We start from the raw sequence: 26,646 nt of genomic DNA on the forward strand, positions 1-26,646 counted from the left end.
AGAACGAGATGAGCGATACAAGAACGACAGAGATCCTGCAGCGGGTGCCCGCCATCCTGGCGGTCACGGCGAATTCGTACGGCCTCGAAGCGAAGGCCGGCGGAACGCGCAAGCCCGAGGCAGCCGGTGATCGGCGACGCAATGGACGCAGCAAGGCGGGCGACAAGCCGGCCGCGCAGAAATAACAAGGACGCGTCTGGGAGTGGAAAGCCGCCCCCTCGGGGGCGGCTTTTCTATTTGCCGCGCCGTTCGCGCGCGCGCCGCACCTGGCGGCTCTCGCCTTCGCGGCGCGCCGCCTCCTCCTTCTCGCGCCGTTTCCGGCGCCAGTTGCGCGACAGGATGCGGGCGACGGTGAAGGTGATGGCGGAAGTCACCACCAGCAGGAGGATGCTGGCGAAATCGGTGGGCATGGCGGATGGTCGCGGAAATGAAAAGGGCCGCTCGAAGCGGCCCGGCGGGGAGCGGCGCGGAGCCTACTTCTTGGTCTGCGCCAGAATGTACTCCACCAGGTTCTTCACCTGCGCCATGTCCTTGGCGGGACGGGTGGCGATCACCTTGTGCTCTTCCTCGGTGCCGTCGGCCAGCTTGACCTTGGGCGACGAGGTCAGGTGCTGCACCAGCTTGTCCGTGGCATCGGCCTTGCCCTTGTACTTGTCCGCGATCTTGCGGAAGGACGGGCCTTCCTTCTCGCGTTCCATGTGGTGGCACTTGTTGCAGTTGTTCTGCCGCTGCAGGGCCAGCGCGGCATCCACGTCGAGCGCATGGCTCGCCAGGGGCAGCGCTAAGCCGGCCAGCGCGACGCCGGCAAAGAAGGCGGGACGGAGGTTGAGCATGTTCGGACTCCTTGGTATGCCTCAAGTGTATTCAGGAAGGGGGCCCGCGCTTGACCTGCGTCAGCCGCGGGCGCCCGCCCGGCTACTCTTCCTCGGGATCCTTGTATTCCTTCGGCAAAGAGTGCGCGATGCCCTTGTGGCAATCGATGCAGGTCTTGCCTTCCTTCTGCGCCGCCATGTGCTTCTTGTAGGGCGTGGCCTTCTGCAGGTCCTTGCTCATGGCCTCGAAGCTGTGGCAGTTGCGGCATTCCTGCGAGTTGTTCGCCTTCATGCGGTTCCACTCGTTGGTGGCCATCGCCATCCGGTGCGTCTCGAACTTCTCCCTGGTGTCGATGTAGCCCGTGAGCTTGCCCCATACCTCCTTGGTCGCCTGCACCTTGCGCACCAGCTTCGGGCCCCACTCGTGCGGCACGTGGCAGTCCGAGCACTTGGCGCGGATGCCCGTGCGGTTGCTGTAGTGGATCGTGTCCTTGTACTCCGCGAAGGCGTTGTCCTTCATCTCGTGGCAGCCGGTGCAGAACTCCAGGGTGTTGGTGGCTTCCATCCCCCAGTTGAACCCGCCCCAGAACACGATGCCGCCCAGGAAGAAGGCAACCGGGATCAGGAGCACGGACAGCTTGGTGCCCTTGCGCATGCGTGCCCAGAGGCCGGGCTTCTTGCCGCCCGGGGGACCTGGTTCTTATCGGAAGGTGTAGACATAGCTGACGCTGAGTGCGTGCACGTTGTAGTCGGGGGCGCGCATCCCGGGGCCGATGTAAGCCTGCACGCTGGTGATGCCGAACAGGTCGAACTGCGGGTCGGAAGAACGCAGCCGGCGGAACAGGTAGCCCAGGCGGACCGCCGATTCCTTGGTGAAGTCGTACTTGGCGCCCAGGCGGAAGTCCGTCATCGTGCTGGTGATCCCGGGCATGTTCACGGCCGGCACGAACACGCGGGTGGTCGTGTTGCGCGCGCCGCCCGTGAAGTCCATGTTCGTCTTCGCGCGCGCATGCACCACGTCGCCGGTGAGCGTCAGCTTGCCGCCCATGTGCGCGGACTTGGCACCGACGCCCAGCGTCCAGACACGGTCGTTCTGTGTGAAGCTCCACTCGCGGCAGGGATCGGCGATGTTGCTCGACGAGCCGGCCGCCGCGGTGACCGCGCAGTTCGGGTTGATCGCGTAGGGCAGCGCCGCGGTGCCGCTCGCCAGCTGGTACTGGTTGGCGCGGGTTTCGCCGTCCTCGAAGGACACGAAGCCGTTGAAGCTGATGCGGTCGCTCGCTGCATACACGCCGTCCAGCGTCCAGGTCGTCATCCCGGCCCGGTTGAGGCCGTAGCGCGAATCCGGATAGCGGTCCTGCAGGTGTTCCACCGTGCCCTGCACCCACAAGGCCTCCGTCGCCTGGTAGTCCACCGAGGCGCGCACCTTGTTCTGGTCGCGCGACGCCAGGAAGAACTGCCGGAAGCCGGGCACCTGCGGGAAGATGCCGGGAGCCGGGGTGGCTGCGGTCCGCGGGAAGTCGAAGTACGGGCCGGCTTCGCGTTCCGAGCGCGACAGGTTGACGTGGCCGTTCAGGCTCTCGCTGAACGCATGGCGGTAGCCCAGGCGCACCGTGTTCTGCGTCGCCTCGCCGGACAGGAAGGGCTGTTCCTGCGTGGCCAGGGACACCGCCGGCGCATCGACGCTGCGGTGGATGCGCAGGTGCTCCACGCCGCCGGTGAACGTGCTGCCCTGCCGCAGGTCATACCTGCCGTCGACCGCGAAGGTCTGCTGGCGGCGGTTCTGCGGCAGGTTGTTCACCACACGATTGGCGGCCAGGGGCGGCACGGCGGTCGGGTCCGCGGCGGCGAACGCGTACAGCCCGATCGGCGTGCGCGTGTCGCGGTGCTCGTAGCGGAACAGGCCGGTCACGTCGAACGACCGGGACACGGCGTGGTTCAGGCGCGCCAGGAAGTTCTGCTGCACCTGCTCGGCGTCCACGCGGGTGGCGCCGTTGTTCACGATCTGCCCGGGGTGCTGCTGGAAGCGGAAGTCCTCGTTCTGCTTCATCTTGGCGTAGGCCGCCGAGACGACGGACAGCTTGGTCGCGGGGTGAAGCGCCAGCCACCGTCGGCGGTGAGCTGGTGCATCGAGTTGTCCGGCGCACCGGCCATCACGACCCGGTTGTTGAAGGTGGCGTTGTTGGCGAAGGGGTTCTCGGCGCTCCAGGCGTCGACGCGGTTCGTGAACAGTGAAACGTTGTAGCCCAGCGTGAGGTGCGCGGTGTTCCCCGCCGGTAGCGCAGGGACGTTTCGACGATGGTGGTCTCGTAATCGATCGGCTCGGGCAGGTAGGCCCCGCGAAAGCCGCCGAAGGCGATGCCGGTGAGCTTGGTGCCGTCCTTCTTCTCGTGGCGGGCGCCCACGCCCACGCTCCACTGCGGCGACAGGATCAGGTCGCCCGCCAGGCCCATCCGGCGCCGCTGCGTCTGCAGCGTGTGGCCCGTCAGGCCCGCGGCGATGGCCGCGGCGGGAGCCGCGTTCTGGATGTTGTTGAAGGTCGCGGTGCGGGTGCCGGCAGCCGGGTAACCGGGCGGCAGCACCAGCGTGCTGGTGCCCGCGCCGCGCCACAGCGTGACGTAGTCGTCGGCGAAGATGCGCTGCAGCTCGTCGTACTCGAAGCCGATGGTCCAGGAGCCCTGGTCGGCGAACTCGCCGCCGAAGCTGCGCACCGGCAGGCCCAGCTGCGAGCCGTAGATGCGCCAACGTTGCGTGCTGCCGCTTTCCGGCTGGTAGGCGCCGCCTCCGCGCACGTCGAAGTCCAGCAGCGGACGGACCCCTTCGCGGTGCAGGCCGTTGTACTCGCCGAACTTGCCGGACGGACTGTCGACGCCGATCACGCCGGCTTCGATGGTGTTGACCGGGCGGACCAGATCCTGCACGGCCGCATCCTCGAAGCTGGGGCCGGAGGGCACCTGGCCGGCCGGCTGGGCCGGCACCTGGGCCGATGCGACCGATGCGAACAGGGCCAGCGCTCCGTGGAGCGCGACCACCAGGGCGCGAAGCGCCAGGGGAGGCCTGTGGTTGTTTGCCATTTCTCTTCTCCTGTCTTTCTTTCTTGCCTGCGCTAGCGCAGCAGCGAGCGGCCGGCCGGGTGGTTGGAACCGTGGACCGCCTGGTGGCAGTTCACGCAGCCCCGGAAGGCCATCTGCACCGGAGGATTGGCTCCGGCGGGACCGGGTGTCGGGAGGCCCGTGCCGCTGTAGATGCTGCCGGGGTGCCCGGAGACTTCCGCGTGGCACTGCTGGCACAGCCAGGGCCCGCGTGCCTTCAGCAGCGGAGCCACCGTGGAACCGTGCGGCGTGTGGCAGTTCATGCAGTCGTCGTTGGCCGAGGTGTGCTGCCACAGGAAGGGGCCGCGCTTCTCGGCGTGGCAGCTGAAGCAGGTCTCGTTGACGTTGTTCTTCTTCACCAGCTTGTCGCCGGTGGAGCCGTGCGGGTTGTGGCAGTCGGAACAGGTGACCTTGCCGGCGTCGATCGGGTGCGTGGACACGCGGTGCGTCTCGGCGCGCTGCTTCTTGTGGCAGGTGAAGCAGGCCTCCGGCTGCGTGGCCTTGGCCAGCATCCGGTCCTTCGGCTTGTGCACCTGGTGGCAGTCGTTGCACGCAACGCCGTTGCGATCGTGCTGCGCGCCGTCCCAGTGCGTGCGGTTGCCGCCCTCGTGGCAGGTCAGGCAGGTCTGGCCGCGCGCCTTCTCGTGCGACACCGGGTAGGCGCCGCCCTTCTTGAACTGCACGTCCGGCGGCGGGCGCTTGCCGCCGCCGCTGCCACCCGTGGGGGCCTTGACGTGCGCATCGCTCTCGCCGTGGCAGGACTGGCACGAGGGCGTGCGGGCATCGCCGCGCACGCCGTGCTTGGTCTGGTACAGGGAGAGGATGGGCGCCTGCTCGGTCTCGTCGTGGCATCGGGTGCACACGGCGTCCTTGCGCAGTTTGTCCTGCGCGATGGCGGCTTTCGCCGCCGGTCCTGCACCGAGCTCGGGCAGGTTGTTCGGTGCCGACAACGCCGGCCCCGCGGTTGCCGCGCCTAGCAGGAGTGCGAGCACCCCCAGCGCTTTCCTGATCGTGTTCATCTTGCCCTCGCTCCTTGTCGCGTTCTGTTACCGTCACCTTAAGCGCCAGATAAGAAAGCGGAGATACCCGACCAAGGTTTCTGCTGCGTACTTGATGTGCGTCAGTTGCACCCGGTGCTGCGGCACCACACTCTCAAAATCGGGAACGCTAGCAAGTTGACGGCCTGTTGAACAGTCGCCATAAGGCGTGGGGCGGCGCCTTTGGTCGTACCAAAAAGCAAAACCCGCCTTGCGGCGGGTTTCGTGTTCTTGGCGGAGCGAGAGGGATTCGAACCCTCGATGCAGGTTTTTGCCCGCATACTCCCTTAGCAGGGGAGCACCTTCGGCCACTCGGTCATCGCTCCGGACCTTGCGATTATGCCCCAATGCAGCCCGGCGGCAGGCGCCGGCGGCGCCTACGCGGCAGGCTGGTCCAGGTCGAACGCCCGGTGCAGGGCGCGCACCGCGAGTTCCATGTACTTCTCGTCGATCACCACCGAGGTCTTGATCTCGCTGGTCGAGATCATCTGGATGTTGATCCCCTCCTCCGACAGCGCGCGGAACATGCGCGAGGCGATGCCCACGTGGCTGCGCATGCCGATGCCGACGATGGAGACCTTGCAGATCCTGGTGTCGCCCTCGATCCGGTCGGTGCCGAGCGACGGCACGACCTTGGTCTTGAGCACGTCCACCGTGCGCGCGTAGTCGTTGCGGTGCACCGTGAAGCTGAAGTCCGTCTTGCCGTCGTGGGAGACGTTCTGGATGATCACGTCCACCTCGATGTTGGCGTCGGCCACGGCGCCGAGGATCTGGTACGCGATGCCGGGGCGGTCGGGCACGCCCAGGATGGAAATCTTGGCTTCGTCGCGGTTGAAAGCGATGCCGGAGACCACGGCTTGTTCCATTTTCTCGTCTTCCTCAAAAGTGATCAGCGTGCCGGAGGTCGCCTCTTCCTCGATGGCGATGTCCCAAGGGGTGAAGCTCGACAGCACGCGCAGCGGAACCTGGTACTTGCCCGCGAATTCGACCGAACGGATCTGCAGGACCTTGGACCCCATGGAGGCCATCTCCAGCATTTCCTCGAAGCTGATGGTGGACAGGCGCCGGGCTTCCGGCACCACCCGCGGGTCGGTCGTGTACACGCCGTCCACGTCGGTGTAGATCAGGCACTCGGCGGCCTTGAGCGCCGCCGCCACCGCCACCGCGGACGTGTCGCTGCCGCCGCGGCCCAGGGTGGTGATGTGGCCCTGGTCGTCCACGCCCTGGAAGCCGGTGATGATCACCACCTTGCCGGCCTGCAGGTCCTTGCGCACGCGCGCGTCGTCGATCGACTCGATGCGGGCCTTGGTGTAGGCGCTGTTGGTGCGCACCGGCACCTGCCAGCCGGCGTAGCTGACCGCGGGGACGCCTTCGGCCTGCAGCGCCAGCGCCAGCAGGCCGACGGAGACCTGCTCGCCGGTCGAGGCCAGCATGTCGAGTTCGCGCTGCACGGCCTCGTCGGCCCGGGCCGGCTGCAGTTCCTTGGCCAGGCCGAGCAGGCGGTTGGTCTCGCCGCTCATGGCGCTGGGCACGACCACCATCTGGTGGCCGGCGCGCGCCCACTTGGCGACGCGCTTGGCGACGTTGCGGATGCGCTCGGTCGAGCCCATCGACGTGCCGCCGTATTTGTGAACGATCAATGCCATCGGGACGGGGATGTGAAGGCCGCGGCGCGGCCGAAAGGCGGAGGGCCCGCGCGCACGGGCGCGCGGAACTGCGGGATTATACCTAGGGGGCCGCCCGCCTCAGGACTGGTAGCCCAGTCGCTCCCCTGCCGCACCACGAAGCCCTCGCCCACCTTGATGCGGATCTGGTGGCCGCGCGTCTTGCAGTCGGCAACCTGGTCCAGCAGTTCCTCCAGCTGCGCGGCGCTCGCGCTCGCCGCGTGCGCGCTGCGCAGCCAGTGGCGCAGCACGTTGGCCTGGCGGCCGCGCGCCAGCTGCTGCAGCGCCGTGATGCCGGGCGTGCCGCCCATGCGCGCCAGGTCCTCCGCCGCCACCGCCTCCAGCAGTTCCTGCGCCTGCGCGGCATGGCGCGAGGAGCGGGCGAAGGTTTCGCGGTACTGCGGGAAGCACTCCTCCAGCGCCGGCAGCAGCAGGTGGCGGATGCGGTTGCGGGTGAAGGAGGTGTCCGCGTTGGTGGGATCCTCGATCACCGGGATGCCCTGCTCCGCGATCCATTCGCGGATGCCCCGCGCGCCCAGCGCCAGCAACGGCCGCACGAACACCATGCCCTCGCGCTGGAACACCGGCGGCATCGCCGCCAGCCCGGGCAGCCCGGCGCCGCGGCTCAAGGCCAGCAGCAGCGTCTCGACCTGGTCGTCGGCGTGCTGCCCGAGCAGCACGGACTTCAGCCCGGCGTCGCGCGCGGCCCGCGCGAGTGCCTGGTAACGCGCCTGGCGCGCGGCGTCCTCCGGGCTTTCGCCCGGCAGGTTGCGCGCGTTGACGCGCCGCACCTGCAGGGGAATCGCAAGCTGCGCACACACCTGGCGGCAGTGCTCGGCGAAGGTATCCGCCGCGTCCTGCAGTCCGTGGTGCACGTGGATGGCCTGCACCTGGCCGGGCCAGCGCTGCACGGCGGCCAGCAGGAGGACGGTGGAGTCGGCGCCGCCGCTGTAGGCCACCGCGAGCGGCAGCGGCAGCTGCAACCCGGCAAGCGCTGCGGCCGCCGGGTTGCCGGGGAGATCAGGCAGATTCCGCCTTGGTGTCGGAGTAGCGGCCATAGCTTTGCAGCCGCTCGTAGCGCCGGTCCAGCAGCTCGCGCACCTTCAGGTCGCTCACCTGCCGCCACGCGTCGTTCAGGCCGCGCTTGAGGAAGGCCGCCATCTGCTTGTGGTCGCGATGGGCGCCGCCCACGGGCTCGTTCACGATCTTGTCGATCAGGCCCAGGGCCTTCAGGCGGTGCGCCGTGATGCCCATGGCGTCGGCCGCGTCCTGGGCCTTCTCGGAAGACTTCCAGAGGATGGACGCGCAGCCCTCGGGGCTGATCACGGAATAGATCGAGTACTGCAGCATCAGCACCTGGTCGGCCACCGAGATCGCCAGCGCGCCGCCGGAGCCGCCCTCGCCGATGATGGTGGTGATGATCGGCACTTCCAGCTGCGCCATCTCGTAGATGTTGCGGCCGATGGCTTCCGACTGGCCGCGCTCCTCGGCGTCGATGCCGGGGTAGGCGCCGGGCGTGTCGACGAAGGTGAACACCGGCAGCTTGAACTTCTCGGCCGTCTTCATCAGCCGCAGGGCCTTGCGGTAGCCCTCGGGGCGGCTCATGCCGAAGTTGCGCTGCGCGCGCTCCTTGGTGTCGCGGCCCTTCTGGTGGCCCAGCACCATGCAGGGGCTGCCGTTGAAGCGGGCCAGGCCGCCGACGATCGACAGGTCGTCGGAGAAGTGGCGGTCCCCGTGCATCTCGACGAAATCCGTGAAGATCTCGTTGAGGTAGTCCATGGTGTACGGCCGCTCCGGGTGGCGCGCGATCTTGGTGATCTGCCACGGGGACAGCTGGCTGTAGATGTCCTTGGTGAGCTGCTGGCTCTTCTTGCCCAGCTGCTCGATTTCCTCGGAGATGTCGACGGCCGATTCGGTCTGCACGTAGCGCAGCTCCTCGATCTTCGTCTCCAGCTCCGCGATGGGCTGCTCGAAGTCCAGGAAGGTTCGTTTCGCCAAGCGTTTGCTCCTCTGTGTGCCGCCCGCCTGTTCGCCGCGGTCAGTAGGCCACGGGCAGCGGGTCGAGCGATCGCCAAATATACCAAGTCGCCACGGAGCAATAGGGATTCCAGGCGGCCGCCACCTCCCGTGCGTCGCTCCGGGAGACCGGATCTCCGGAAAAGTAGTTCCGGCTGATGCCCGTGATCAGGCCGACGTCGTCCAGCGGTAACACGTTCGGCCTCATCAGGTGGAAGATCAGGAACATCTCGGCGGTCCAGCGGCCGATGCCGCGGATGCCCACGAGCTCCGCGATGATCTCCTCGTCCGCCATGTCGCGCCAGGACTCGACGTGGATCGCGCCCGAGTCGAAGTGCAGCGCCAGGTCCACCAGGTACTCGATCTTGCGCGCCGACAGGCCCGCGGCGCGCATGTCGTCCACCTTCAGCTTCAGCACGCTGGCCGGCGTCATGCGCTTGGGCAGCGCGGAGAAGCGTTCCCACACGCTCTGCGCCGCCTTCACCGAGATCTGCTGGCCGACGATGCTGCGCGCCAGCGTGTTGAAGGCGTCGCCGCGCGACTGCAGGCAGGCGCTGCCGAACTGCGGGATCAGGCGCTTCATCACGCGGTCCTTCCGGGTGAGGTACTTGCGCGCCTCGTCCCAGTACTCCGGCGTCACCAGCTCGATCTCGTCGCTCACTGTTTCGCTTCCCAGGTCGTGCCGGCGGGCGAGTCCTTCAGCACGATGCCCTGCTCCAGCAGTTCCTTGCGGATGCGGTCGGCCTCGGCGAAGTCCTTCGCCTGCTGGCGGCCGCGCGCGCCGCTATCTTCTGCTGGATGGTGGCTTCGTCGAGCGCGGCGCCCGCCTGCAGGAAGGCCTTCGGGTCGCCCTGCAGCAGGCCCAGCGTGGCGCCCAGCGCCTTGAGCAGGCCCGCGCGCTCGGCCGACTTCGTGCGGTTGGCTTCCGCCGCCAGGTCGAACAGCACGGCGACCGCTTCCGGCGTGCCGAAATCGTTGTCCATGGCGGCCTTGAAGCGCGCCGCGCAGGGATCGTTCCAGTCCACCTTCACCGCGGCGGGGACGACGGCATCCAGCGCGGTGTACAGGCGCCTGAGCGCGCCGCGCGCGTCGTCCAGGTGGACGTCGCTGTAGTTCAGCGGGCTGCGGTAGTGCGAGCGCACGATGAAGAAGCGGATGGTCTCGCCGTCGAACTTGCGCAGCACCTCGCGCAGGGTGAAGAAGTTGCCGAGCGACTTCGACATCTTCTCGTTGTCGATGTTGACGAAGCCGTTGTGCATCCACACCTTCGCCAGCGGCACGCCGTTGGCGCCCTCGCTCTGCGCGATCTCGTTCTCGTGGTGCGGGAACTGCAGGTCGGCGCCGCCGCCGTGGATGTCGAAGGTGTCCCCGAGCAGCGCGCAGGACATGGCGGAGCACTCGATGTGCCAGCCCGGGCGGCCGCGGCCGTAGTCGCTGTCCCACTGGGCGTCCGGCGGTTCGGTGGCCTTGGCGGCCTTCCAGAGCACGAAGTCCAGCGGGTCGTCCTTGCCCTCCAGCACGGCCACGCGCTCGCCGGCGTGCAGTTCGTCGAGCGACTTGCCGGACAGCTTGCCATAGCCGGGGAAGCGGCGGACCGCGTAGTTCACGTCGCCGCCGGCGCGGTAGGCGAGGCCCTTGTCCTCGAGCTTGCGGACGATGTCCAGCATCTGCGGTACGTAGTCGGTGGCGCGGGGATCGTGGGTCGGTCGCTCCACGTGCAGGGCATCGAAGTCCCGGTACATCTCTTCGATCATGCGGTCGGTGAGCGAGCGGACAGTCTCACCGTTTTCCAGCGACCTGCGGATGATCTTGTCCTCGATGTCCGTGATGTTTCGCACGAAGGTGACGCGATAGCCGCTCGCCTTGAGCCAGCGCTGCACGATGTCGAAGGCGACCGCGGAACGGCCGTGCCCGACGTGGCACAGGTCGTAGACGGTGATGCCGCAGACATACATCCGGACATGCCCGGGCTCGAGGGGGAAAAATCCTCCAGAGCACGCGTGAGCGTGTTGTAGATGCGCAGGCTCATTGGATCGAAGGGTGCGCGGCGGGCGCCGACGGCCGCGCGCTGGATGTTGTACGAAGGGGAGAAGCCGAGCCGCGGCGCGGCCCCACGGCTACAATCGGCACGCAGTATATAGCCCCCTTCCGCGGCTATTTACAAGCGTTGGAACCAGAGGCCTCATGAAGCTCGCGCGCACGAAGATCCGGACATCAGCGGGACTCGCAGTCCTCACGGCCGCCCTGCTGGCGGGCGGCGCGGTGCGCCGACGAGTATGGCGACGTGAACCAGCTGCTGCGCGCCGGCCAGCATGCGGAAGCCCTGAACAAGGCCGACCGGTACCTCGCCGGCAAGCCCAAGGACCCGCAGATGCGCTTCCTGCGCGGCGTTGTGCTCACCGAGGCGGGCCGCCCCGACGAGGCAATCGCCGCCTTCCAGAAGCTCACCGAGGACTATCCGGAGCTGCCCGAGCCCTACAACAACCTGGCGGTGCTGTACGCGGGCCAGGCCCAGTTCGACAAGGCGCGCGCCGCCCTCGAGATGGCGATCCGCACCAACCCCAGCTACGCGACGGCGCACGAGAACCTTGGCGACGTCTACGCCAAGCTCGCCAGCCAGGCCTACAGCCGGGCGCTGCAGCTCGATGCCGGCAACACCGCCGTGCAGCCGAAGCTCGCCCTGATCCGCGAGATCTTTGCCGGTCCCGGCGGACGCCCTGCCGTTTCCGACAGGGAAGCGCCGGCCCCGACGGCAGGTCGCGCGGCCGCTCCCCGCCGCTGAAGCGGAGCTCACCAGGCAAAGCCGTCAGAGCGCGCCAGGCTGCGGAATCGCCCGGTCCGGCGCCGGACCGTCAGGCTCCCCGTGGTGGTAATCTTCGCGCAGGTCCCCGGTGGACGATTTTTCGAAGGAGTGATCGGTTGATGTTTTCCCTCACGCGCCGGGCTGCGGGCCTGGCGATCGCGCTGTGCTTCCTGGCCGGCGCCGCCTCGGCCCAGAAGGCCCCCAGGTCAGGTTCAACACCACGGCCGGCGAGATCCTCGTCGAGGTGTATCCCGACAAGGCCCCCAAGACCGTCGAGAATTTCCTGCAGTACGTGCGCGACAAGCACTACGACGGCACCATCTTCCACCGCGTGATCGACCGCTTCATGGTCCAGGGCGGCGGCATGGACCGCAACATGGTGGAGAAGAAGACGCGCGCGCCGGTGGTGCACGAAGGCCGCGCCGCCTTCGACCAGGGCCTGCGCAACCAGGTCGGCACGCTGGCCATGGCGCGCACCAGCGACCCGAACTCCGCCACCGCGCAGTTCTTCATCAACGTGAACAACAACGCCTTCCTCGACCCGCAGGGCAACAACCCCGGCTACACGGTCTTCGGCAAGGTGGTGGGCGGCATGGACGTGGTCAACAAGATCAAGGGCGTGCAGACCGGCACTGCCGGCATGCACGGCGACGTGCCGCTGGCGCCCATCGTCATCACGTCCGCCACGATCGTCCCATAAGAAGAGGCATCCCATGAATCCCAAGGTGGAACTGCACATCGCCGGCCACGGCGTGGTCACGCTCGAACTCGACGAGCAGAAGGCGCCCAAGTCGGTCGCCAACTTCCTCGCCTACGTGAAGAAGGGCCACTACGACGGCACCATCTTCCATCGCGTGATCGACGGCTTCATGATCCAGGGCGGCGGCTTCGCCCCGGCATGACCCAGAAGCCGACCGATGCGCCGGTCGAGAACGAGGCCAACAACGGCCTGAAGAACGTGAAGTACAGCGTGGCGATGGCCCGCACTTCCGCGCCGCACTCGGCATCGGCGCAGTTCTTCATCAACGTCGCCGACAACGACTTCCTGGACCACAAGTCGCCCACGCCGCAGGGCTGGGGCTACGCGGTCTTCGGCAAGGTGGTGGGCGGGCAGGACATCATCGACCGCCTCAAGGGTGTGGCCACCGGCAACCGCGGCGGCCACGGCGACGTGCCCAAGCAGGACGTCGTGCTCGAAAAGGCGGTCGTGGTCTGAACACGCCGTCCCTGCCCCCTGCTGAGCAGGCGCAGGAACTGCAGGCCGCGCCGGGCTGGCGCACGGTCGAATGCATCTCGGACCTGCATTTGCAGGCCAGCGAGCCCGCCACGTACGCCGCCTGGCGCCGCTACATGGCGGCCACGGCGGCCGACGCGGTCTTCATCCTCGGCGACCTGTTCGAGGCCTGGGTCGGCGACGACGCGGCGGGCGTGCCGGGCTTCGAGCTCGAATGCGCGGAGGTGCTGGCGCGGGCGGCGGCGCAGCGGCCCGTGTTCTTCCTCGCCGGCAACCGCGACTTCCTGGTGGGCGAAGCGCTCGCGCAGGCGACCGGCCTGACGCTGCTGCGCGACCCCACGGTGTTCACCTTCGGCGCGCAGCGCTGGCTGCTGTCGCACGGCGACGCGCTGTGCCTGGCCGACACCGAGTACCTGGCCTTCCGCGCCCAGGTGCGCAGCCCCGCCTGGCAGCAGGCCTTCCTGGCGCAGCCGCTGGCCAGGCGCCAGGAGATCGCGCGCGGCATGCGGGCGGAAAGCGAGCAGCTCAAGCGCAGCGGACGCGAGTACGCGGACGTGGACACCGCCGCAGCACTGGAATGGCTGCACGCCGCCGATGCGCCGGTGCTGGTCCACGGCCACACGCACAAGCCCGCGGACCATGCACTGGATGGCGCGCACCGGCGCATCGTCCTGAGCGACTGGGATGCGGGCGCGGTGCCGCCGCGGCTGCAGGCCCTGCGCCTGCACGCCGACGGGCGCGCCGAGCGCATCCCGCTCGCGTGATGTGGGGCTGGCTGCGCCGGCGCCGCAGCGTGCCGGAGATCCCCGATCCGCTGTGGTGCGCGACGCTCGCCCGCTATCCCTTCCTGGCCGAACGCCCTGCCGATGAAGTGCAGCGGCTGCGCGCGCTGGCGGCGGAGTTCCTGGCGCACAAGGAATTCCATGGCGCCGGCGGCCTCGCCATCACCGACGAAATCGCGCTGGCGATCGCGGCGCAGGCGGTGCTGCCGGTGCTGCACCTGGGCCTCTCCTGGTACGACGACTTCGTGGGCATCGTGGTGCATGCGGACGAAGTGCTGGCGCGCCGCAGCACGGTGGACGACACGGGGTCGTGCACGACTGGAACGAGGTGCTGGCCGGCGAGGCCATGGAACGCGGGCCGGTGATGCTGAACTGGCACGACGTGGCGCACGCCGGCGCCACCGCCGACACCGGCTTCAACGTGGTGATCCACGAGTTCGTCCACAAGATCGACCTGCGCGACGGCGCCCCCGACGGCTGCCCGCCCCTTCCCTCGCGCGAGGCGCGGCGCCGGTGGCTCGCGGTGCTGCAAGCGCAGTACGCGCATTTCCGCGAACAGGTGATCAAGGCCGAGCGCTTCGGTGAGCCGGCGCCCTGGCTGGACGACTACGGCGCCACCGCGATCGACGAGTTCTTCGCGGTGGCGTGCGAGGCCTACTTCGTGAACCGCGAGCGGTTCACGCGGGAGTTTCCGCCGCTGACGGTGTTGTTCGACGGCTTCTACCTGCCGGCCGCGTGAACGCTGGGGTTCCTTCGTCACCCCAGCCTACGTAGGCTGCCGGTGAGCGCAGCGAACCCCAGCTCCCGTCAGCGCCGCAGCAGCGCCTTCAGCGCATTCTGCAGGCGCCGCGCCGCATTCGCGTCGTACCCGGTCGCCAGCACCTTCGCCACATCGGCACCCCAGGTCTCCTGCGGGCCGGCCTCGTGGCGGCGCGTGAGCAGCTGCAGCTGCAGCGCGCGCCGCGCGGTGATCTGCTCGGCGGGCGTCGGCACGTCGGCGGCGATCTCCAGGCGCAGCAGCGCCTCGGATGCATCGCCGCTCGCCGGCTTGCCCAGCGCCTGGATCCAGCCCTGGCGCGCCTGCGTGCTGACCACCTTGCCGAGTTCCTGGTGGCTGGGGACCTGCTCCCCCGAACGCTGCTCCCAGGCCGCCATCAATTGCGTGAGCGCCTCGCCGTGCGCCTGCGCGGCGAGCTTGCGCAGCGCCGCCTGCGCATGCTCCAGCGCCTCGCGCTGCGCGCGGAAGGCCGCGTCGCCCAGGCGCGGGCCGCGGTCTTCGCGGCGATCGTCGCGGTCGGGACGGAAGCCGGCACCGCCGCGGCGGTCGTCGCGCTGGTCGCGGCCGCCCGGGCCCGGACGGCGCGCGTCGAACTTGCCGCCGCGGCCCGCGGGGGCCGTGTCGGGCCGGCGCGCACCCGGACGGTCGTCGCCGCGCATGGCCACCAGGCTTGGGCGCGGCCTTGGGCGCCGCGGCCGGAGCAGCGGCAGCTTCGCCGTCGCCGTCCTGCGTGGCGGTGGCTTCGGCGGCCGCGGTTTCCGCGGACCCAGCAGCGGGCGCAGCCGGTGCAGCGGCGGCGGCAGGCGCGGCAGCGGCTTCGGCATCGTCGCGCGCGCGCAGCGCCTGTTCCAGCGTGGCCATCGCGGTGCGGATCTTCTGCGCGTCGCCGCTGGCGGTCGCCTCTTCCACCGCGCGCGAAGCTTCCAGCACCGCGCGGTCGCGGCCGCTCATGGCGGCGCTGGTCTTCTCGCGCTCGGCGGTCTTGCGGTTGAAGGCGTCGTCGATCGGCTTGCGGAACGCGTCCCAGAGCTTCTGCTCCTGCTTGCGGTCCAGCGGCACCGCCTGCGCTTCGGCCTGCCAGCGTTGCTGCAGCGACTTGACGGCGTCGATGCGCAGCATGGGCGCCTCGCCCAGCACCCTGGCCTCCTCGATCATCGCGTTGCGCCGCTCGATGCTGGCCTTCTGCGCGCGCTCCAGCGGTGCGGCCGCGTGCGAGATCGCGTCCTTCCACTGCGGCTGCATCTCGGCGAAGGCCTTCTCGCTCAGGTGGCCCGCCTCGCGCCAGCGCTCGGAGAACTGGTGCAGCGCGCGGTTGAACCCCTTCCAGTCGCCGTTGGGCGCATCCGGATAGGTGACGGCCCAGGCCTTCACCTCGTCGATCAGGGCCAGGCGCGTGGCGCGGTGTTCGGCCGCTTCGGCCTTCACCTTGTCCAGCCACTCCTGCACCACCTTGTAGGCTTCGTTGCAGGCTTCGTCGAAGCGCTTCCACAGCGCGTGGTTCGGCGGGCCGCCCTGGTCCACCTGCTTCCACTGCTCGCGCAGGCTGCGCAGCGTCTCCTGCATCTTGCGGCCGCCATAGCGGGGCTTGCGCACCGCGGGCCCGGCGGGCGCCACGGGCGCGGCCGATGCTGCGGCGGGCGCCGCTTCGGCCGGGGCCGCTTCCGCGGCAGCCGGCGCGGCGGCAGCGACTTCGCCTTCAGCTGCCGGTGCATCCGCTTGCGCCGCGGGTGCGGGGACAACGGGTGCAGCGGGCTCGGCCACCTGCTTCGGCCCGCGCGGCGCCACCGTTTCGAACAGCGCTTCCGCCTTGGCCACCAGCTCCTGGCGCAGCTGGTCGGCACGCCAGCGCTGCCAGCCTTCGAGTTCGGTCGCGGCGCCGAGGGCCGCATGCGCCTGCACTTCCAGCTTGTCGTCGACCAGCTTGCCGTGTTCCTTCAGCGCGTTGCGCAGCGCGTTCGCCGCGCCGGCGGTGGCCTTGCCGTGGCCCTGCGCGACTTCCTGTTCCAGCTTGGCCATCGCTTCGCCGACCACCTGGTTGGCGCGCGTGCGCAGCTCGGGATCGACCTTGGGCCTGGCCGGCTTGGGCGGCGCGCTCTCGGCGGGCAGGCCGCGCGCCTGGCGCAGTTCATCGGCCCACACGGGCACCGGCGGCAGGGGCGCCTCGGCGCTGGCGGAGGCGGCGGTCGCCTGGGCCAGTGCGTTCTGGAACGCATCCCACACCACCTGCAGCTGGGTGCGCGAGGCCTCCAGCAGCGGCGGGAACTTGGTGTCCACGCTGACCCAGTTGGAATCGTCGAGCAGTGCCTGCGCCTGCGCCTGCCATTGCGGCACGTCCACGCGCAGCGCTTCGGCCGCAGCCTCGGCATCCTTCCAGGACTTCGTGGACAGCACCTCGATGCGCTGCGCCAGCAGCACCGCGGCTTCGCGCTGGATCTGGACCCGGTTCTGCAGGTCCTCGATGCCCCTGATGCGATCGGCCAGTTGCGCCTTCACCGTGGCCAGCGGCTCGCGGCTCAGGGGCGCGCCGGCCTTGGCGGCGTCGCGCTGCCAGGCCATGGCGTCGGCGATGTTCAGGCGGGGCTGCGTGAGCAGGCCGCGCGCCTTCTCCGCCCATTCCGCGGCGATGGCTTCCTGCCCCTTGGCGCGCTTGATCTCGTCGAGCTTCCGCGCAGCAGGCGCGCAGCGCCCTTGTCGCGCGCACTGAGCTCGCGGAACACCTCCTGCATCTGCTCGGCGCTCGGTTCGGCGGCCAGCCACTCGCGCACGCGGGCGGCGCGTTCGCCGGAAGTCGGCGCGGAGAAGGGCACCCCGGTCAGCGCGTCCAGCGCCTGGGTGTCATGGGTTTTCAAGGTGCTCACTGCAGATTCGTCGGTGGGAAAGGGAAAGCCCCGGCAGGGGGCAAGGGCCGTATTCTCGCCGCGAAACGAACATGGATGGAGAAGGCGGCTTCCGCGCGCTCCCGGAAGCCGCAAATGAAAAGCCCGGCGAGGCGCCTGAAGCCACCTGCCGGGCTGGACGGTCCGACCTGAAGTCGCTGCCGCCTGGGTTCGCAACACGAACAGGGTGTCCGCACTGCGCCGGAAGCAAAGATTGCTTCCAAGAGGGGCCGGGGCTACCACGGGTGTGGCCCTACCGGCTGATTGCCTGATCACTCAGGCCCTTCCAACTTAGGCGAGGGCCGCCGCTTATTCAAATGCGCCTTTTCAATGGCGCAGCGCAACACGATTGCCGCGCAAGGACGAGTTGCTGCCCGGACCACTGGTCTTCCGGACAGCCGGCGGGCCCCCGTCCACCCGGCCGACGAGCGGTGGCCGAGCCTGCAGCATGGCCGACGCGCTCCTGAATCCATAGCGTCCGACAGCATGTCAGGCACGGCCGACAGGGTGCGGCGTCTTCTTCCCACGGAACTTCCGGCTGGCTCAGCCCTAAATTAGCGCGACGGTTATACATTCATGAGCATAAGAACTCAGCCAAACATCCTTGACCGGACATTTAGCGCCTGCCTAGAATCCGCCCGATTCCTGGACTTCCCGTCCGGGTGCGACCAGAAACCCGCTGCCGAACCCGGCGAGTCGGAACGTGACAGGCCCCAGAACCAGGCCTCCGGTCCGACGGCGTACCAATCCAAACGAGGAGCCGACGGTGAAAGCGTTGCCCCCAGGGTGGCGCGACAACGCGGATCCACGCGTAGAAAGGAAGTGCTATGACAGCGTTAGGGAAACTGGCCCGGGGCATCCAGACCTTCGTCTCGGACGTCGCCCAAGGCTTTTTCGAGATCACGCACAACGGCTTCGCGGTGGTGGGGCTGGCAGTCGTGTTCTCCGTCCTGACCCTCCTTGCCCGGCCCGACCTGCGTCAGGCCGGCGAATCGCAGATGCTCACCTGGCTCCATGCGCGCCAGGCGCAGGCGCTCGGCCTGGTGCCGGAGCCGAAGCTCGATGCCATCGACCGCGCCACGGCGGTGAACCCGAAGGACCTGCCCAAGCAGCAGGCCGCCGTCGCCTACTGGCTGAGCAAGAAGTACCGCGTGGCGCCGGAGCCCCTGTCGGCGCTGGTGGCCGAGGCCTATGAAGTGGGCGAGCGCACCAAGATCGACCCGCTGCTGCTGCTGTCGGTGATGGCGGTGGAGTCCAGCTTCAACCCCTTTGCCCAGAGCCCGGTGGGCGCCCAGGGCCTGATGCAGGTGATGACCGGCATCCACAGCGACAAGTACGAGAATTTCGGCGGCAAGCTGGCGGCCTTCGACCCGGTGACCAACCTGCGGGTGGGCGCCAAGGTGCTGCAGGAGTGCATCCAGCGCGCCGGCTCGGTCCAGGCCGGCCTGAAGTTCTACGTGGGCGCCGCCCTGCACCCGGACGACGGCGGCTATGGCGCCAAGGTCCTGGCCGAGCACGCCCGCCTGCAGGCCGTGGCCGCCGGCCGCGCCGTGCCGCTGCCCACCCCGCAGCCGGTGCGCACCGCTGCGCCGATCGAGACGCCCCCGGTCATCAAGACCGAGGAACCGGCGCCCGCCGTCTGAGCGGGTAAACTAGCCGGCGTACGCGACTGGCGATAGGCGCCCCGCCGCAAGGCAGGGCGCTGACGTGGAATCCATCGGGGCCCCGCCCCTGCAAACCACTGGGAAGCGTGCCGCGCTTTCGAGCCGCAGAAGGCCGCTGCTCGAAAGTGCGTTCCGCCGTTCGCCTGGGCAGCCTTGTTTCCAGAACAGGGACATCGTCCGAACGACTGCCATGTACGACCGCAAGATCCTCATCGAACAGACCGACCCCGAACTCTGGGCCGCCATCCAGGCCGAGAACCGCCGCCAGGAAGAGCACATCGAGCTGATCGCCAGCGAGAACTACGCTTCCCCGGCCGTCATGGCCGCGCAGGGCACGCAGCTGACCAACAAGTACGCCGAGGGCTATCCCGGCAAGCGCTACTACGGCGGCTGCGAGAACGTCGACATCGCCGAGCAGCTGGCGATCGACCGCATCAAGCAGATCTTCGGCGCCGCCGCCGCCAACGTGCAGCCGCACTCGGGCGCGCAGGCCAACGAGGCCGTGTTCCTGGCCTTCCTCAAGCCCGGCGACACCATCATGGGCATGAGCCTGGCCGAAGGCGGCCACCTCACGCACGGCATGGCGCTCAACATGAGCGGCAAGTGGTTCAACGTGGTGAGCTACGGCCTGAACAAGGAAGAAGAGATCGACTACGACGCGATGGAGCGCAAGGCCCACGAGAGCAAGCCCAAGCTGATCATCGCGGGCGCCTCGGCCTACTCCCTGCGGATCGACTTCGAGCGCTTCGCCAAGGTGGCCAAGGACGTCGGCGCGATCTTCATGGTCGACATGGCGCACTACGCCGGCCTGATCGCCGCGGGCGTCTACCCCAACCCGGTGCCGCACGCGGACGTGGTGACCTCCACCACCCACAAGAGCCTGCGCGGCCCGCGCGGCGGCTTCATCCTGATGAAGCCGGAGCACGAGAAGGCGATCAACAGCGCCATCTTCCCCGGCCTGCAGGGCGGCCCACTGATGCACGTGATCGCCGCCAAGGCGGTGGCCTTCAAGGAGGCGCTGGCGCCGGAATTCAAGGCCTACCAGCAGCAGGTGGTGAAGAACGCCAGGGTCGTGGCCGAGACGCTGATCGAGCGCGGCCTGCGCATCGTCAGCGGCCGCACCGAAAGCCACGTGATGCTGGTGGACCTGCGCTCCAAGGGCATCACCGGCAAGGAAGCCGAGGCCGTGCTGGGCGACGCCCACATGACCATCAACAAGAACGCGATCCCGAACGACCCGGAAAAGCCGATGGTCACCAGCGGCCTGCGCGTGGGCACGCCGGCCATGACCACGCGCGGCTTCAAGGAAGAGGAAGCGCGCCTGACGGCCAACCTGGTGGCCGACGTGCTGGACAAGCCGCGCGACCAGGCCAACATCGCCAGGGTGCGCGAGCAGGTCAACGCCCTGACCCGCCGCTTCCCGGTCTACAAGTAGGCCGGCAGCATGAAGTGCCCGTTCTGCAGCCATGCCGACACCCAGGTGGTGGAGACGCGCATGGCGGAGGACGGGGACTTCATCCGCCGCCGCCGCCAGTGCGCGCACTGCGAGAAGCGCTTCACCACCTACGAGCGGCCGGACGTCACCTTCCCCGCGGTGGTGAAGAAGGACGGCCGGCGCATCGAGTACGAGCGCGCCAAGCTGCTCGGCTCCTTCCACCTGGCGCTGCGCAAGCGCCCCGTGAGCACCGAGCAGATCGACGGCGCGGTGGAACGCATCGAGGAGAAGCTGCTCAACCTGGGCGTGCGCGAGGTGCCCAGTTCCCGCATCGGCGAGCTGCTGATGATGCGCGAGCTCAAGAAGCTGGACAAGGTGGCCTACGTCCGCTTCGCCAGCGTGTACCGCAGCTTCGAGGACGTCGACGACTTCAAGAACGTGGTCGACGAGTTCCGCCGCTAGCCTGCGTCATCCGCACGAGGGCAGTTCCACCTTCTGGGTGCGCGGCCGCCCGGTGGCGTTCACGATGACCTGCCGGCCGGTGCCCTTCTCCCCGAGGCGCTGCACACGGTCAGCGTGCCCGCCTGGAAGCCTCCGCCCACCAGCTTCGTCGTGCCGTTGGGCGCATAGCTCACGTACTTGGCCACGGTGGCGGTGCCGGTCATTCGCATCGCGTTGCCCAGGGCCGGCTGCACGTACAGGACGGGCTCCCCGGCGCTGCGCTCGCCGTCGCCGTCGGCATCGGCGAACACGATCCAGCCCTGCTGCCAGCCGCCGGAGGCCGCGCAGCCCTGCGCGTCGGCCGAGCGGCACATCACCACGCGGTGCTTGCGCTTCATCGCCTCGCTGCGCGTGAGCAGCAGGCTGGCCAGGAATTCATTGGCCGCGCTGGAGACGCGCGTGCCGCGCAGCACCGCAGCGAGCGAGGGCGCGCCAAGCAGGAACAGGGTGCCGGCGACGGCCAGCACCGCCAGCATCTCGACGAGGGTGAATCCGCGGCGTGCACGCATGCCGCGAATCTAGGAGGCGGCGGCGCGCGCCAAAAGCAAATCCGGCCGCCTTTCGGGCGGCCGGATTGCGGAGGAAGCGTGCCTGGCAGGTCACATGGAAGCTGCCGGACCCGGCACCGGAACGGTGCTACTTCTTGTACCAGTAGGTGCGCTTGAGGTTCTTCGGGATCAGCGTGCCGGTCGGGCAGTTCTCCAGCGCGGACGTGCAGGGTGCGCCGTTGTCGCCGCCCGTGCCGTCGCCCGCGGTGATGCCGCAGCCGATGCAGAACTTCTCCTGCGTTTCCACCGGGTTGCCGTTGGCATCGCGGTCGACGATGGTGATCAGGCCGCTCACCGCGCTGGGCGGCAGGCCGCCGCCGGCCAGTTCGTTCTGGATCTGGCGGCCGGTGAAGGGGTTGATCGCATAGGCCCGCGCGGTGCCCAGGTTGGCCACGCAGGTGTTGGTCTTGTCCTTGGGCTGGTTGGTGGCGAAGAAGATCTGCCCGTTCACCGCCGTCGGCGCGTTCACCGCCTTCTCGCCCTTGGTCGGCGTCTTGGCCGGGTCCGGCTGGTCGGTGGACTCGTTCCAGGCGGCGCCGATGAAGTTGATGAAGAAGCCCTTGCGGGTGCCGTCCCAGAGCGCGTAGGTCGCGTCATACAGGTCGGTGGAGCTGGCGGTGACGTCCACCGTGTTCAGGCTCAGGTCGGTCACCGAGGTGCCCAGGTCCTTGACCATGAAGAAGCGGTCGGTGACGTTGAACGCGGAGTTGGCGTTCGCGGCGTCGCGCAGCGGGTGCTCGCGGTCGCCGGACACCATCGACAGCGCCTCGTACGAACCGGTCGCGCCCGACGGGCGCACGGTCAGCACCGACGGCGGGAAGAAGAACTTGCGCGGCGTGGTCCCGAAGGGGCACTCCCCGACGTTGCAGCCCAGTTTCGCGACGCGGTTCACGGTCCAGTCCGCCGGGCTGGCCGCGGCCACGTCGGCACGCCAGACGTTGCCGCCCAGGTCGCCCCAGTAGAACTTGTCGGTGAAGCCGTCGATATCGCGGTCCACGAACGCGATGTCCGCGGGCGTCGCGTACTTCATGGCCGTGTGCTTGCGGCAGTTCGCCGTGCTGTCGGGGCAGGAACTGCTGGCGCTGAACACCTTGCTGCCGTCGAGCGCGTTGACCACGAAGATGCCGCGGCCCATGGTGTCGCCCGTGGGCGGCTCGGCGTCCTGCGCGGGGTCGTAGCCCGCGCCGAACACCAGCACCGGGATCGGCAAGTTGCTGGCATCCTTGTAGGACTGCAGCAGCGTCAGGCGCGGGCGCGACCAGGTCTGCCCCAGCTCCTCGAACCCCGTGTCCTGGTGGCTCTTGGACCACACGTACTTGGGCGCCAGGGGCTCCGTCACGTCGATCGCGTAGATGAAGCGGCCGCCGCGGCGCATCGTCAGGTAGATGATCGCCTTGTTGATCGTGCCGTCCGCATTGAGCTTCTGGTACACGCCGGTCGGCCCGTCCACGAAGTAGTCCTTCGGCTGGGCGGTGGACAGGAAGGTGCCGGGGAACTTGAGTTCCGGCGAGTTGGTGCGGTAGCGGTTGATCAGCTGGTAGTGGTCCGGCAGGATCAGGCCCCACAGCTCGCCGCCCGCGGGGACGGTGACGCTGCTCGCGCCGATGGTCCCGCTGATCGCGTTCCTCTGGTTGCCGTTGACCGCGCGGTACACGCCGTCGTTGGAGCCGTAGAACACCACGATGCCGCGACGCGTGTCGCCATAGTTGATCACCAGCGGGCGCGAGTGCAGCACGTCGCCGTGCACCGAGGGGCGCACCGTGACGGTGTTGCCGGGGCCCTTCTCGTCGCCGTGGTTGTCCTCGCCGCGCAGCCACTTGATCAGCACGTCCTTGTCGGGCGAGGTGCTGCCGCTGTAGGCCTGCCTGTTCGCGCCGGAGCCCTCCAGCGGCGTGGTGTTCACCGGGCCGAAGGTGAACGAGGAGCAGGTCGCGTCGGCGCCGCAGGAGATCGTCCAGGTGCCCACGTAGGCCGCCTCGGTGTCCAGCACCGAGCCGCTGGCCGGCGAGATGGCGACCGTGCTGCCGTTGGCGAAGATGCCGCCCGTGACGCCGCTCACCCGCGCCGTCTTGGGGTCGGCCGCAAGGCGGGTGATGTTGCCGGCGGCGATGGTGGCGCTGCCCGCGCCCGAACCCGGAAGGCCGACCGTGCCGAAGGACGTCCCGGCGGCGGCCGGGCTGACGGTGATCGGGTAGGTGAAGGTCGTGCAGTCGCCCGAGCAGGTGATCCTCGCCTTGCTCACCACGTAGGAGCCGGCGCCGCCCGCGGCGCCTTCGCCGGCGGCCGTGCCCGAGGAGATCGTGACGTCGATTTCATCGCCGTTGGCGAACCACTTGGACGGCATGCCGCTGACGACGGCGGCGTTGGAGACCACCGAGTTGGTGCGCGTCGGCCTCGTCAGCTGCGCCGTGAGGGAGGGGCTCACGGAGCCGGTGGTGGCGCTGCCGGGCGAACCGGCGGGCGGCTTGATCACGAAGGTCCGCGCGGTGACGGACGTGATCTCGTGGGTCGTGTTGTATTCGGTCCGGTTCGCGCCCTTGATGCCGGAGATCGTGACGAACTGGCCGGCGTGGAACAGGTGGTCGGCACTGGTCGCCACCGTATAGACGCCGCCGCTCGCGGTGATGCTGTTGACCGGCACCGAGCGCGGCGAATGCACGATCGAGTAGGTGTTCAGGGCGGGCGCGTTCGGGAACACGGGGATGCTGAACCGGAACTGGTTGAGGGTCGGGGCATCGTAGACCGTCCAGTTGCCGTTGAATTCGGCGGGGGCCACGCCGCTGATCTGCACGACGGTGCCGGGCAGGTAGCCGTGCGGGGTGGCAGTGTTCACCGTCATCAGGTCCGTGGAGGTGCCGCTGGTGGCGCGGGCCATGGAGGTGATCGAGGTGCCGCCCGGAATGCTGACGGTATAGGCCGTCGTCGTGGGGGCGGTGGGCAGGTCCGGCATGCCGGCGACCGTGAACTGGGTGGCGTTCAGGACCGTCACCGCCTTGGTGACGTTGAACTCGGTTTCCGCGACGTTCCGGATCGTGACGACCGAGCCGGTCTTGAAGCCGTGGCTGCCCGAGGTGGTCACGGTGATCGTCGTGCCGGAACGGACGATGGAGGTGATCGGGATCGTCAGCGTAGAGCCGAAGGCGGCCGCCGGGATCTTGCTGTTGGTGGTCGAGAAGTCGTTGTCCGCGTGCGCCAGGTCGGTGGCGCAGCTGGCCGCGGAGTCCGGGCAGTACGTATAGAGGCGCCGCGGGTTGCCGCTGGTGCCGCTGGCGCCGCTGAAGGTGGCCACGACGTTCTGTTTGCGCAGCTGCTGGGCGACACCGCCCTTTTCCACCACCTCGCCGTCGCCGCCGACCAGGCCTTCCGGCGTCGTCGGGGGATAGTCGTACGTGGACGCGGGCTGGCCCTTGGGTTCGTTCAGGAAGAAGCCACCCACGCTGTCCGGCAGCACGCTGGTGTCGCGGTAGGTCCAGAAGCTCAGTGCATTGGGCGAGAGGAAGCCGGTGCCGCCCGACGAGATCGCCGACTTCGGGCAGTAGGTCGTGCCGTCGGCGCAGAGCGTCGCGTCACCCATGACCAGTTGCCCCGTGTTGTTGCGGAACAGCTGGTATTGCTTCAGGTTGCCCAGCCAGCGGGGCGAACCCGTGGCGTCCGGGCGGAACATGCCCAGGAAGATCTGGTTCAGGTAGCTGCCTTCGGCGTTCACCGACACCGGCAGCGACGCGGACGAAAACACGCTGTTGACGGCCTGCACTTCGTTGAGCGCCTCGGCCAGGGCCTTCTTCACCTCGCCCGCATCGCTCACGCGGTAGGGCTTGCCGCCACCGTTGACGGCCATCGACTGCAGCAGCGCGGGGTAGTCGGCCGTGCACTGGTTGGCGGCGTTGTCGATGATGCCGATGGTGTAGGTCGTGATGTTCTGCGAGCCCTCCATCACGTCGGTGCCGCCGTCCTGCCTGAGCATCAGACGGGCCCACTCGTCGGCCCAGTTGGAGGACCAGTCGTTGGCGTTGCTGCCGACCGCGATCTGGCCGATGTTCTTCGGGCCGCAGATGGGAGGATCGAACTTCAGCGGGTTGGGCGCGATGATCTTGTTGCGCAGGCTCGTACTGGCGCCCGCCGCGGCCAGCGCCGTGGGCCCCGACAGGTCCTCGGCCGGCGTCTTGTCCGTGTTGCCGAGATAGATGATGAAGTTCTTCTGGCAGGCTTCCAGGATGCTGCCGGTGTACGTGCGGCCGGACAGTCCGGTCTTGCCGTTGTAGTAGGCCCAGGACTCCTGCATCATGCTGCCCGAGGGGGCACCGGTGACGGTGAAGGGGAAGTTCGTCGGCGATTCCGGACTGTTGTTGCTCTTCCACCTCTTGATGAATGCGATCATCGCCGGCCGGTTGGCGGCATTGACGGTGGTCAGGGCCTGCAGCAGGCAGCCGCCGTCCTTGCCGACACAGCCCTTGGAAGTGGCGAAGCCGTTGGCGTTACCGGTCATGATGCCGACCTTCAGGCGGTCGTCCGGCAGGCCGTTGAGGGTGTCCACCAGGGCGCACTGGATCACGCCGCCGGCCGTGTTGGTCCCCAGCGATGGCGCCCCGCTGCCGTCGGCGTAGCCCGCGCAGCCGCCGCCTCCCAGGTGGAGCCGAGGTTCGAGCTGTTGTCGATGACGAACAGCACGTTCGGCAGGTCCCCCCCGTGGAGTTGTCCATGTAGATGTCGATGTCCTCGGCGCGCAGGCTGCCCGTGTACACCAGCGCTCCCAGCGCCATCACTCCCAGGACCGATTGTGCGAACTTCTTGATTGTCTTCATGGTAGCTCCAGCGCCCTTGCGGGCCTGTAAGGTCACGGGCACTGCACCTCGGCCCCGACGCGGACCGAAATACCCTGCAGCATCGACGTCTTGGCGCCGGACTTGGCGCTGTCGTCGACGCTCGCCAGAACATCCCACTGCTGGTTCTTGCAGGCCGTGGGAACTGTGGTGAGCGTGTTGTTGGCCGTGATCAGCTTCTCGGTGTCGGTGGTCTCGAAGCAAGGCAGGTCGCCGGCCTTGGTCGGGTCCAGTTCCGAGTTGTTGATGTTCTTGTTGAAGATGCACGCGGGCTTGACCACCGTCACCGTGTAGTCGCGGCCGCCGGTCGAGACCGTCATCTGCTGCGTGGCGAGGGTGCTGATGTTCGGCGTGGTGTTGATCGTCTTGACCATCGTCTCGATGGCCACCTGCGTGGCCGCCGAGGCCTCGGTCTCCGACTGCACGTTGCCGGCGATGCGCAGGTTGATGTTGCCGAAGCGGATGGCCGAGACGACCAGCAGCGTCAGCACGACGAGCATCACGAGCGAGACCACGAGGGTCATGCCTTGCTGGCGGTCCGACCGGTTCACGACGACCTCCTGGCGCTGGGGTTGACCAGCCGC

The 26,646-nt window shown here is 68.6% G+C and carries 21 protein-coding genes, 1 tRNA gene and 4 pseudogenes; 9 read left to right on the forward strand and 17 right to left on the reverse strand.

What is annotated here, in order from left to right:
* Positions 1-8: 8 nt before the first annotated feature.
* Positions 9-185 carry a hypothetical protein gene (locus HK415_RS10725; RefSeq protein WP_171558831.1) on the forward strand — a complete coding sequence of 59 codons (177 nt, stop codon included), beginning with the start codon at positions 9-11 and terminating at the stop codon, positions 183-185.
* Between the two features lie 48 nt (positions 186-233).
* Here the strand turns inward: HK415_RS10725 and HK415_RS10730 are convergent, their stop codons facing one another.
* The 13 genes and pseudogenes from HK415_RS10730 to cysS all read right to left on the reverse strand — a co-directional run bounded on the left by HK415_RS10730 (position 234) and on the right by cysS (position 10,650).
* Positions 234-410 (reverse strand): hypothetical protein, encoded by a 177-nt coding sequence (locus HK415_RS10730; protein WP_171558834.1) that lies wholly within the window; start codon positions 408-410, stop codon positions 234-236.
* Positions 411-473: 63 nt separating this feature from the next.
* On the reverse strand, positions 474-833 hold the full coding sequence (locus HK415_RS10735) for a c-type cytochrome (protein WP_171558837.1): 360 nt from the start codon (positions 831-833) through the stop codon (positions 474-476).
* 82 nt (positions 834-915) lie between these two features.
* Entirely contained in the window at positions 916-1,467 is a 552-nt protein-coding gene (locus HK415_RS10740) for a NapC/NirT family cytochrome c (protein ID WP_171558840.1), read from the reverse strand.
* A gap of 45 nt (positions 1,468-1,512) precedes the next feature.
* Complete coding sequence (locus HK415_RS10745; RefSeq protein WP_373684645.1) at positions 1,513-2,916, reverse strand: MtrB/PioB family outer membrane beta-barrel protein; 1,404 nt, start codon at positions 2,914-2,916, stop codon at positions 1,513-1,515.
* Complete coding sequence (locus HK415_RS26990) at positions 2,859-3,062, reverse strand: MtrB/PioB family outer membrane beta-barrel protein (RefSeq protein WP_171563337.1); 204 nt, start codon at positions 3,060-3,062, stop codon at positions 2,859-2,861. Before HK415_RS26990 ends, HK415_RS10745 begins: the two co-directional genes overlap by 58 nt.
* Positions 2,966-3,886: an MtrB/PioB family outer membrane beta-barrel protein gene (locus HK415_RS10755; RefSeq protein WP_171558843.1), complete on the reverse strand. Its 921-nt coding sequence runs from the start codon at positions 3,884-3,886 to the stop codon at positions 2,966-2,968. The genes HK415_RS26990 and HK415_RS10755 overlap by 97 nt, the downstream gene beginning before the upstream one ends.
* Before the next feature lie 32 nt (positions 3,887-3,918).
* Positions 3,919-4,923, reverse strand: coding sequence for a DmsE family decaheme c-type cytochrome (locus tag HK415_RS10760; protein ID WP_171558846.1), 1,005 nt, complete (start codon positions 4,921-4,923; stop codon positions 3,919-3,921).
* Between the two features lie 250 nt (positions 4,924-5,173).
* Positions 5,174-5,267 (reverse strand) — tRNA-Ser (locus HK415_RS10765).
* 51 nt (positions 5,268-5,318) lie between these two features.
* Positions 5,319-6,587, reverse strand: coding sequence for an aspartate kinase (locus tag HK415_RS10770; RefSeq protein WP_171558850.1), 1,269 nt, complete (start codon positions 6,585-6,587; stop codon positions 5,319-5,321).
* Positions 6,578-7,663, reverse strand: a complete 1,086-nt coding sequence (gene tilS, locus HK415_RS10775; RefSeq protein WP_171558855.1) for a tRNA lysidine(34) synthetase TilS — start codon at positions 7,661-7,663, stop codon at positions 6,578-6,580. The genes HK415_RS10770 and tilS overlap by 10 nt, the downstream gene beginning before the upstream one ends.
* Positions 7,626-8,603, reverse strand: coding sequence for an acetyl-CoA carboxylase carboxyltransferase subunit alpha (locus HK415_RS10780; protein ID WP_171558859.1), 978 nt, complete (start codon positions 8,601-8,603; stop codon positions 7,626-7,628). The genes tilS and HK415_RS10780 overlap by 38 nt, the downstream gene beginning before the upstream one ends.
* Positions 8,604-8,643: 40 nt before the next feature.
* Positions 8,644-9,297 (reverse strand): DNA-3-methyladenine glycosylase family protein, encoded by a 654-nt coding sequence (locus tag HK415_RS10785; RefSeq protein WP_171563339.1) that lies wholly within the window; start codon positions 9,295-9,297, stop codon positions 8,644-8,646.
* Positions 9,279-10,650: pseudogene (gene cysS / locus HK415_RS10790) on the reverse strand (cysteine--tRNA ligase). The gene HK415_RS10785 and the pseudogene cysS overlap by 19 nt, the downstream one beginning before the upstream one ends.
* Before the next feature lie 255 nt (positions 10,651-10,905).
* Here cysS and HK415_RS10795 point away from each other — a divergent pair.
* The 5 genes and pseudogenes from HK415_RS10795 (at position 10,906) to HK415_RS10815 (ending at position 14,179) form a co-directional block, all read left to right on the forward strand.
* The gene (locus tag HK415_RS10795; protein ID WP_171558863.1) at positions 10,906-11,403 is read left to right on the forward strand and encodes a tetratricopeptide repeat protein; all 498 of its coding nucleotides are present in this window, start codon (positions 10,906-10,908) and stop codon (positions 11,401-11,403) included.
* 265 nt (positions 11,404-11,668) lie between these two features.
* Positions 11,669-12,124, forward strand: coding sequence for a peptidylprolyl isomerase (locus tag HK415_RS10800; RefSeq protein ID WP_373684569.1), 456 nt, complete (start codon positions 11,669-11,671; stop codon positions 12,122-12,124).
* A 13-nt stretch (positions 12,125-12,137) separates the two neighbouring features.
* Positions 12,138-12,640, forward strand: a pseudogene (locus HK415_RS10805) (peptidylprolyl isomerase).
* An 11-nt stretch (positions 12,641-12,651) separates the two neighbouring features.
* On the forward strand, positions 12,652-13,422 hold the full coding sequence (locus HK415_RS10810; protein WP_171563341.1) for a UDP-2,3-diacylglucosamine diphosphatase: 771 nt from the start codon (positions 12,652-12,654) through the stop codon (positions 13,420-13,422).
* A pseudogene (locus tag HK415_RS10815) lies at positions 13,422-14,179 on the forward strand (M90 family metallopeptidase). Before HK415_RS10810 ends, HK415_RS10815 begins: the two are co-directional and overlap by 1 nt.
* A gap of 68 nt (positions 14,180-14,247) precedes the next feature.
* On the opposite strand, the pseudogene HK415_RS27450 reads toward HK415_RS10815, so the two are convergent.
* Positions 14,248-16,944 (reverse strand): annotated as a pseudogene (locus tag HK415_RS27450) (DUF349 domain-containing protein).
* Between the two features lie 977 nt (positions 16,945-17,921).
* Here HK415_RS27450 and HK415_RS10825 point away from each other — a divergent pair.
* The 3 genes from HK415_RS10825 to nrdR all read left to right on the forward strand — a co-directional run bounded on the left by HK415_RS10825 (position 17,922) and on the right by nrdR (position 20,655).
* A complete protein-coding gene (locus tag HK415_RS10825; protein WP_171558867.1) occupies positions 17,922-18,737 on the forward strand; it encodes a lytic transglycosylase domain-containing protein in 816 nt (271 codons plus the stop codon).
* A gap of 211 nt (positions 18,738-18,948) precedes the next feature.
* Entirely contained in the window at positions 18,949-20,193 is a 1,245-nt protein-coding gene (gene glyA, locus HK415_RS10830; RefSeq protein ID WP_171558871.1) for a serine hydroxymethyltransferase, read from the forward strand.
* A 9-nt stretch (positions 20,194-20,202) separates the two neighbouring features.
* Positions 20,203-20,655 (forward strand): transcriptional regulator NrdR, encoded by a 453-nt coding sequence (nrdR, locus tag HK415_RS10835; protein ID WP_171558875.1) that lies wholly within the window; start codon positions 20,203-20,205, stop codon positions 20,653-20,655.
* A gap of 59 nt (positions 20,656-20,714) precedes the next feature.
* On the opposite strand, the gene HK415_RS10840 is transcribed toward nrdR, so the two are convergent.
* The 3 genes from HK415_RS10840 to HK415_RS24955 all read right to left on the reverse strand — a co-directional run bounded on the left by HK415_RS10840 (position 20,715) and on the right by HK415_RS24955 (position 26,613).
* Complete coding sequence (locus tag HK415_RS10840; RefSeq protein ID WP_171563343.1) at positions 20,715-21,203, reverse strand: GspH/FimT family pseudopilin; 489 nt, start codon at positions 21,201-21,203, stop codon at positions 20,715-20,717.
* 127 nt (positions 21,204-21,330) lie between these two features.
* Positions 21,331-25,794 carry a pilus assembly protein gene (locus HK415_RS10845; RefSeq protein ID WP_171558879.1) on the reverse strand — a complete coding sequence of 1,488 codons (4,464 nt, stop codon included), beginning with the start codon at positions 25,792-25,794 and terminating at the stop codon, positions 21,331-21,333.
* Positions 25,795-26,076: 282 nt separating this feature from the next.
* Positions 26,077-26,613: a PilX N-terminal domain-containing pilus assembly protein gene (locus tag HK415_RS24955; protein WP_309246658.1), complete on the reverse strand. Its 537-nt coding sequence runs from the start codon at positions 26,611-26,613 to the stop codon at positions 26,077-26,079.
* Positions 26,614-26,646: the final 33 nt, after the last annotated feature.

Origin of the sequence: Ramlibacter montanisoli (assembly GCF_013087525.1) — a bacterium.
Taxonomy (GTDB): Bacteria; Pseudomonadota; Gammaproteobacteria; order Burkholderiales; family Burkholderiaceae_C; genus Ramlibacter; species Ramlibacter montanisoli.

Excerpts from the sequence above, each read along its gene's own strand:
- HK415_RS10725 (WP_171558831.1), top strand. The coding sequence starts at position 9 with ATGAGCGATACAAGAACGACAGAGATCCTGCAGCGGGTGCCCGCCATC.
- HK415_RS10730 (WP_171558834.1), bottom strand. The coding sequence starts at position 410 with ATGCCCACCGATTTCGCCAGCATCCTCCTGCTGGTGGTGACTTCCGCC.
- HK415_RS10735 (WP_171558837.1), bottom strand. The coding sequence starts at position 833 with ATGCTCAACCTCCGTCCCGCCTTCTTTGCCGGCGTCGCGCTGGCCGGC.
- HK415_RS10740 (WP_171558840.1), bottom strand. The coding sequence starts at position 1,467 with ATGCGCAAGGGCACCAAGCTGTCCGTGCTCCTGATCCCGGTTGCCTTC.
- HK415_RS10755 (WP_171558843.1), bottom strand. The coding sequence starts at position 3,886 with ATGGCAAACAACCACAGGCCTCCCCTGGCGCTTCGCGCCCTGGTGGTC.
- HK415_RS10760 (WP_171558846.1), bottom strand. The coding sequence starts at position 4,923 with ATGAACACGATCAGGAAAGCGCTGGGGGTGCTCGCACTCCTGCTAGGC.
- HK415_RS10770 (WP_171558850.1), bottom strand. The coding sequence starts at position 6,587 with ATGGCATTGATCGTTCACAAATACGGCGGCACGTCGATGGGCTCGACC.
- tilS (WP_171558855.1), bottom strand. The coding sequence starts at position 7,663 with ATGGCCGCTACTCCGACACCAAGGCGGAATCTGCCTGATCTCCCCGGC.
- HK415_RS10825 (WP_171558867.1), top strand. The coding sequence starts at position 17,922 with ATGACAGCGTTAGGGAAACTGGCCCGGGGCATCCAGACCTTCGTCTCG.
- glyA (WP_171558871.1), top strand. The coding sequence starts at position 18,949 with ATGTACGACCGCAAGATCCTCATCGAACAGACCGACCCCGAACTCTGG.
- nrdR (WP_171558875.1), top strand. The coding sequence starts at position 20,203 with ATGAAGTGCCCGTTCTGCAGCCATGCCGACACCCAGGTGGTGGAGACG.
- HK415_RS10840 (WP_171563343.1), bottom strand. The coding sequence starts at position 21,203 with ATGCGTGCACGCCGCGGATTCACCCTCGTCGAGATGCTGGCGGTGCTG.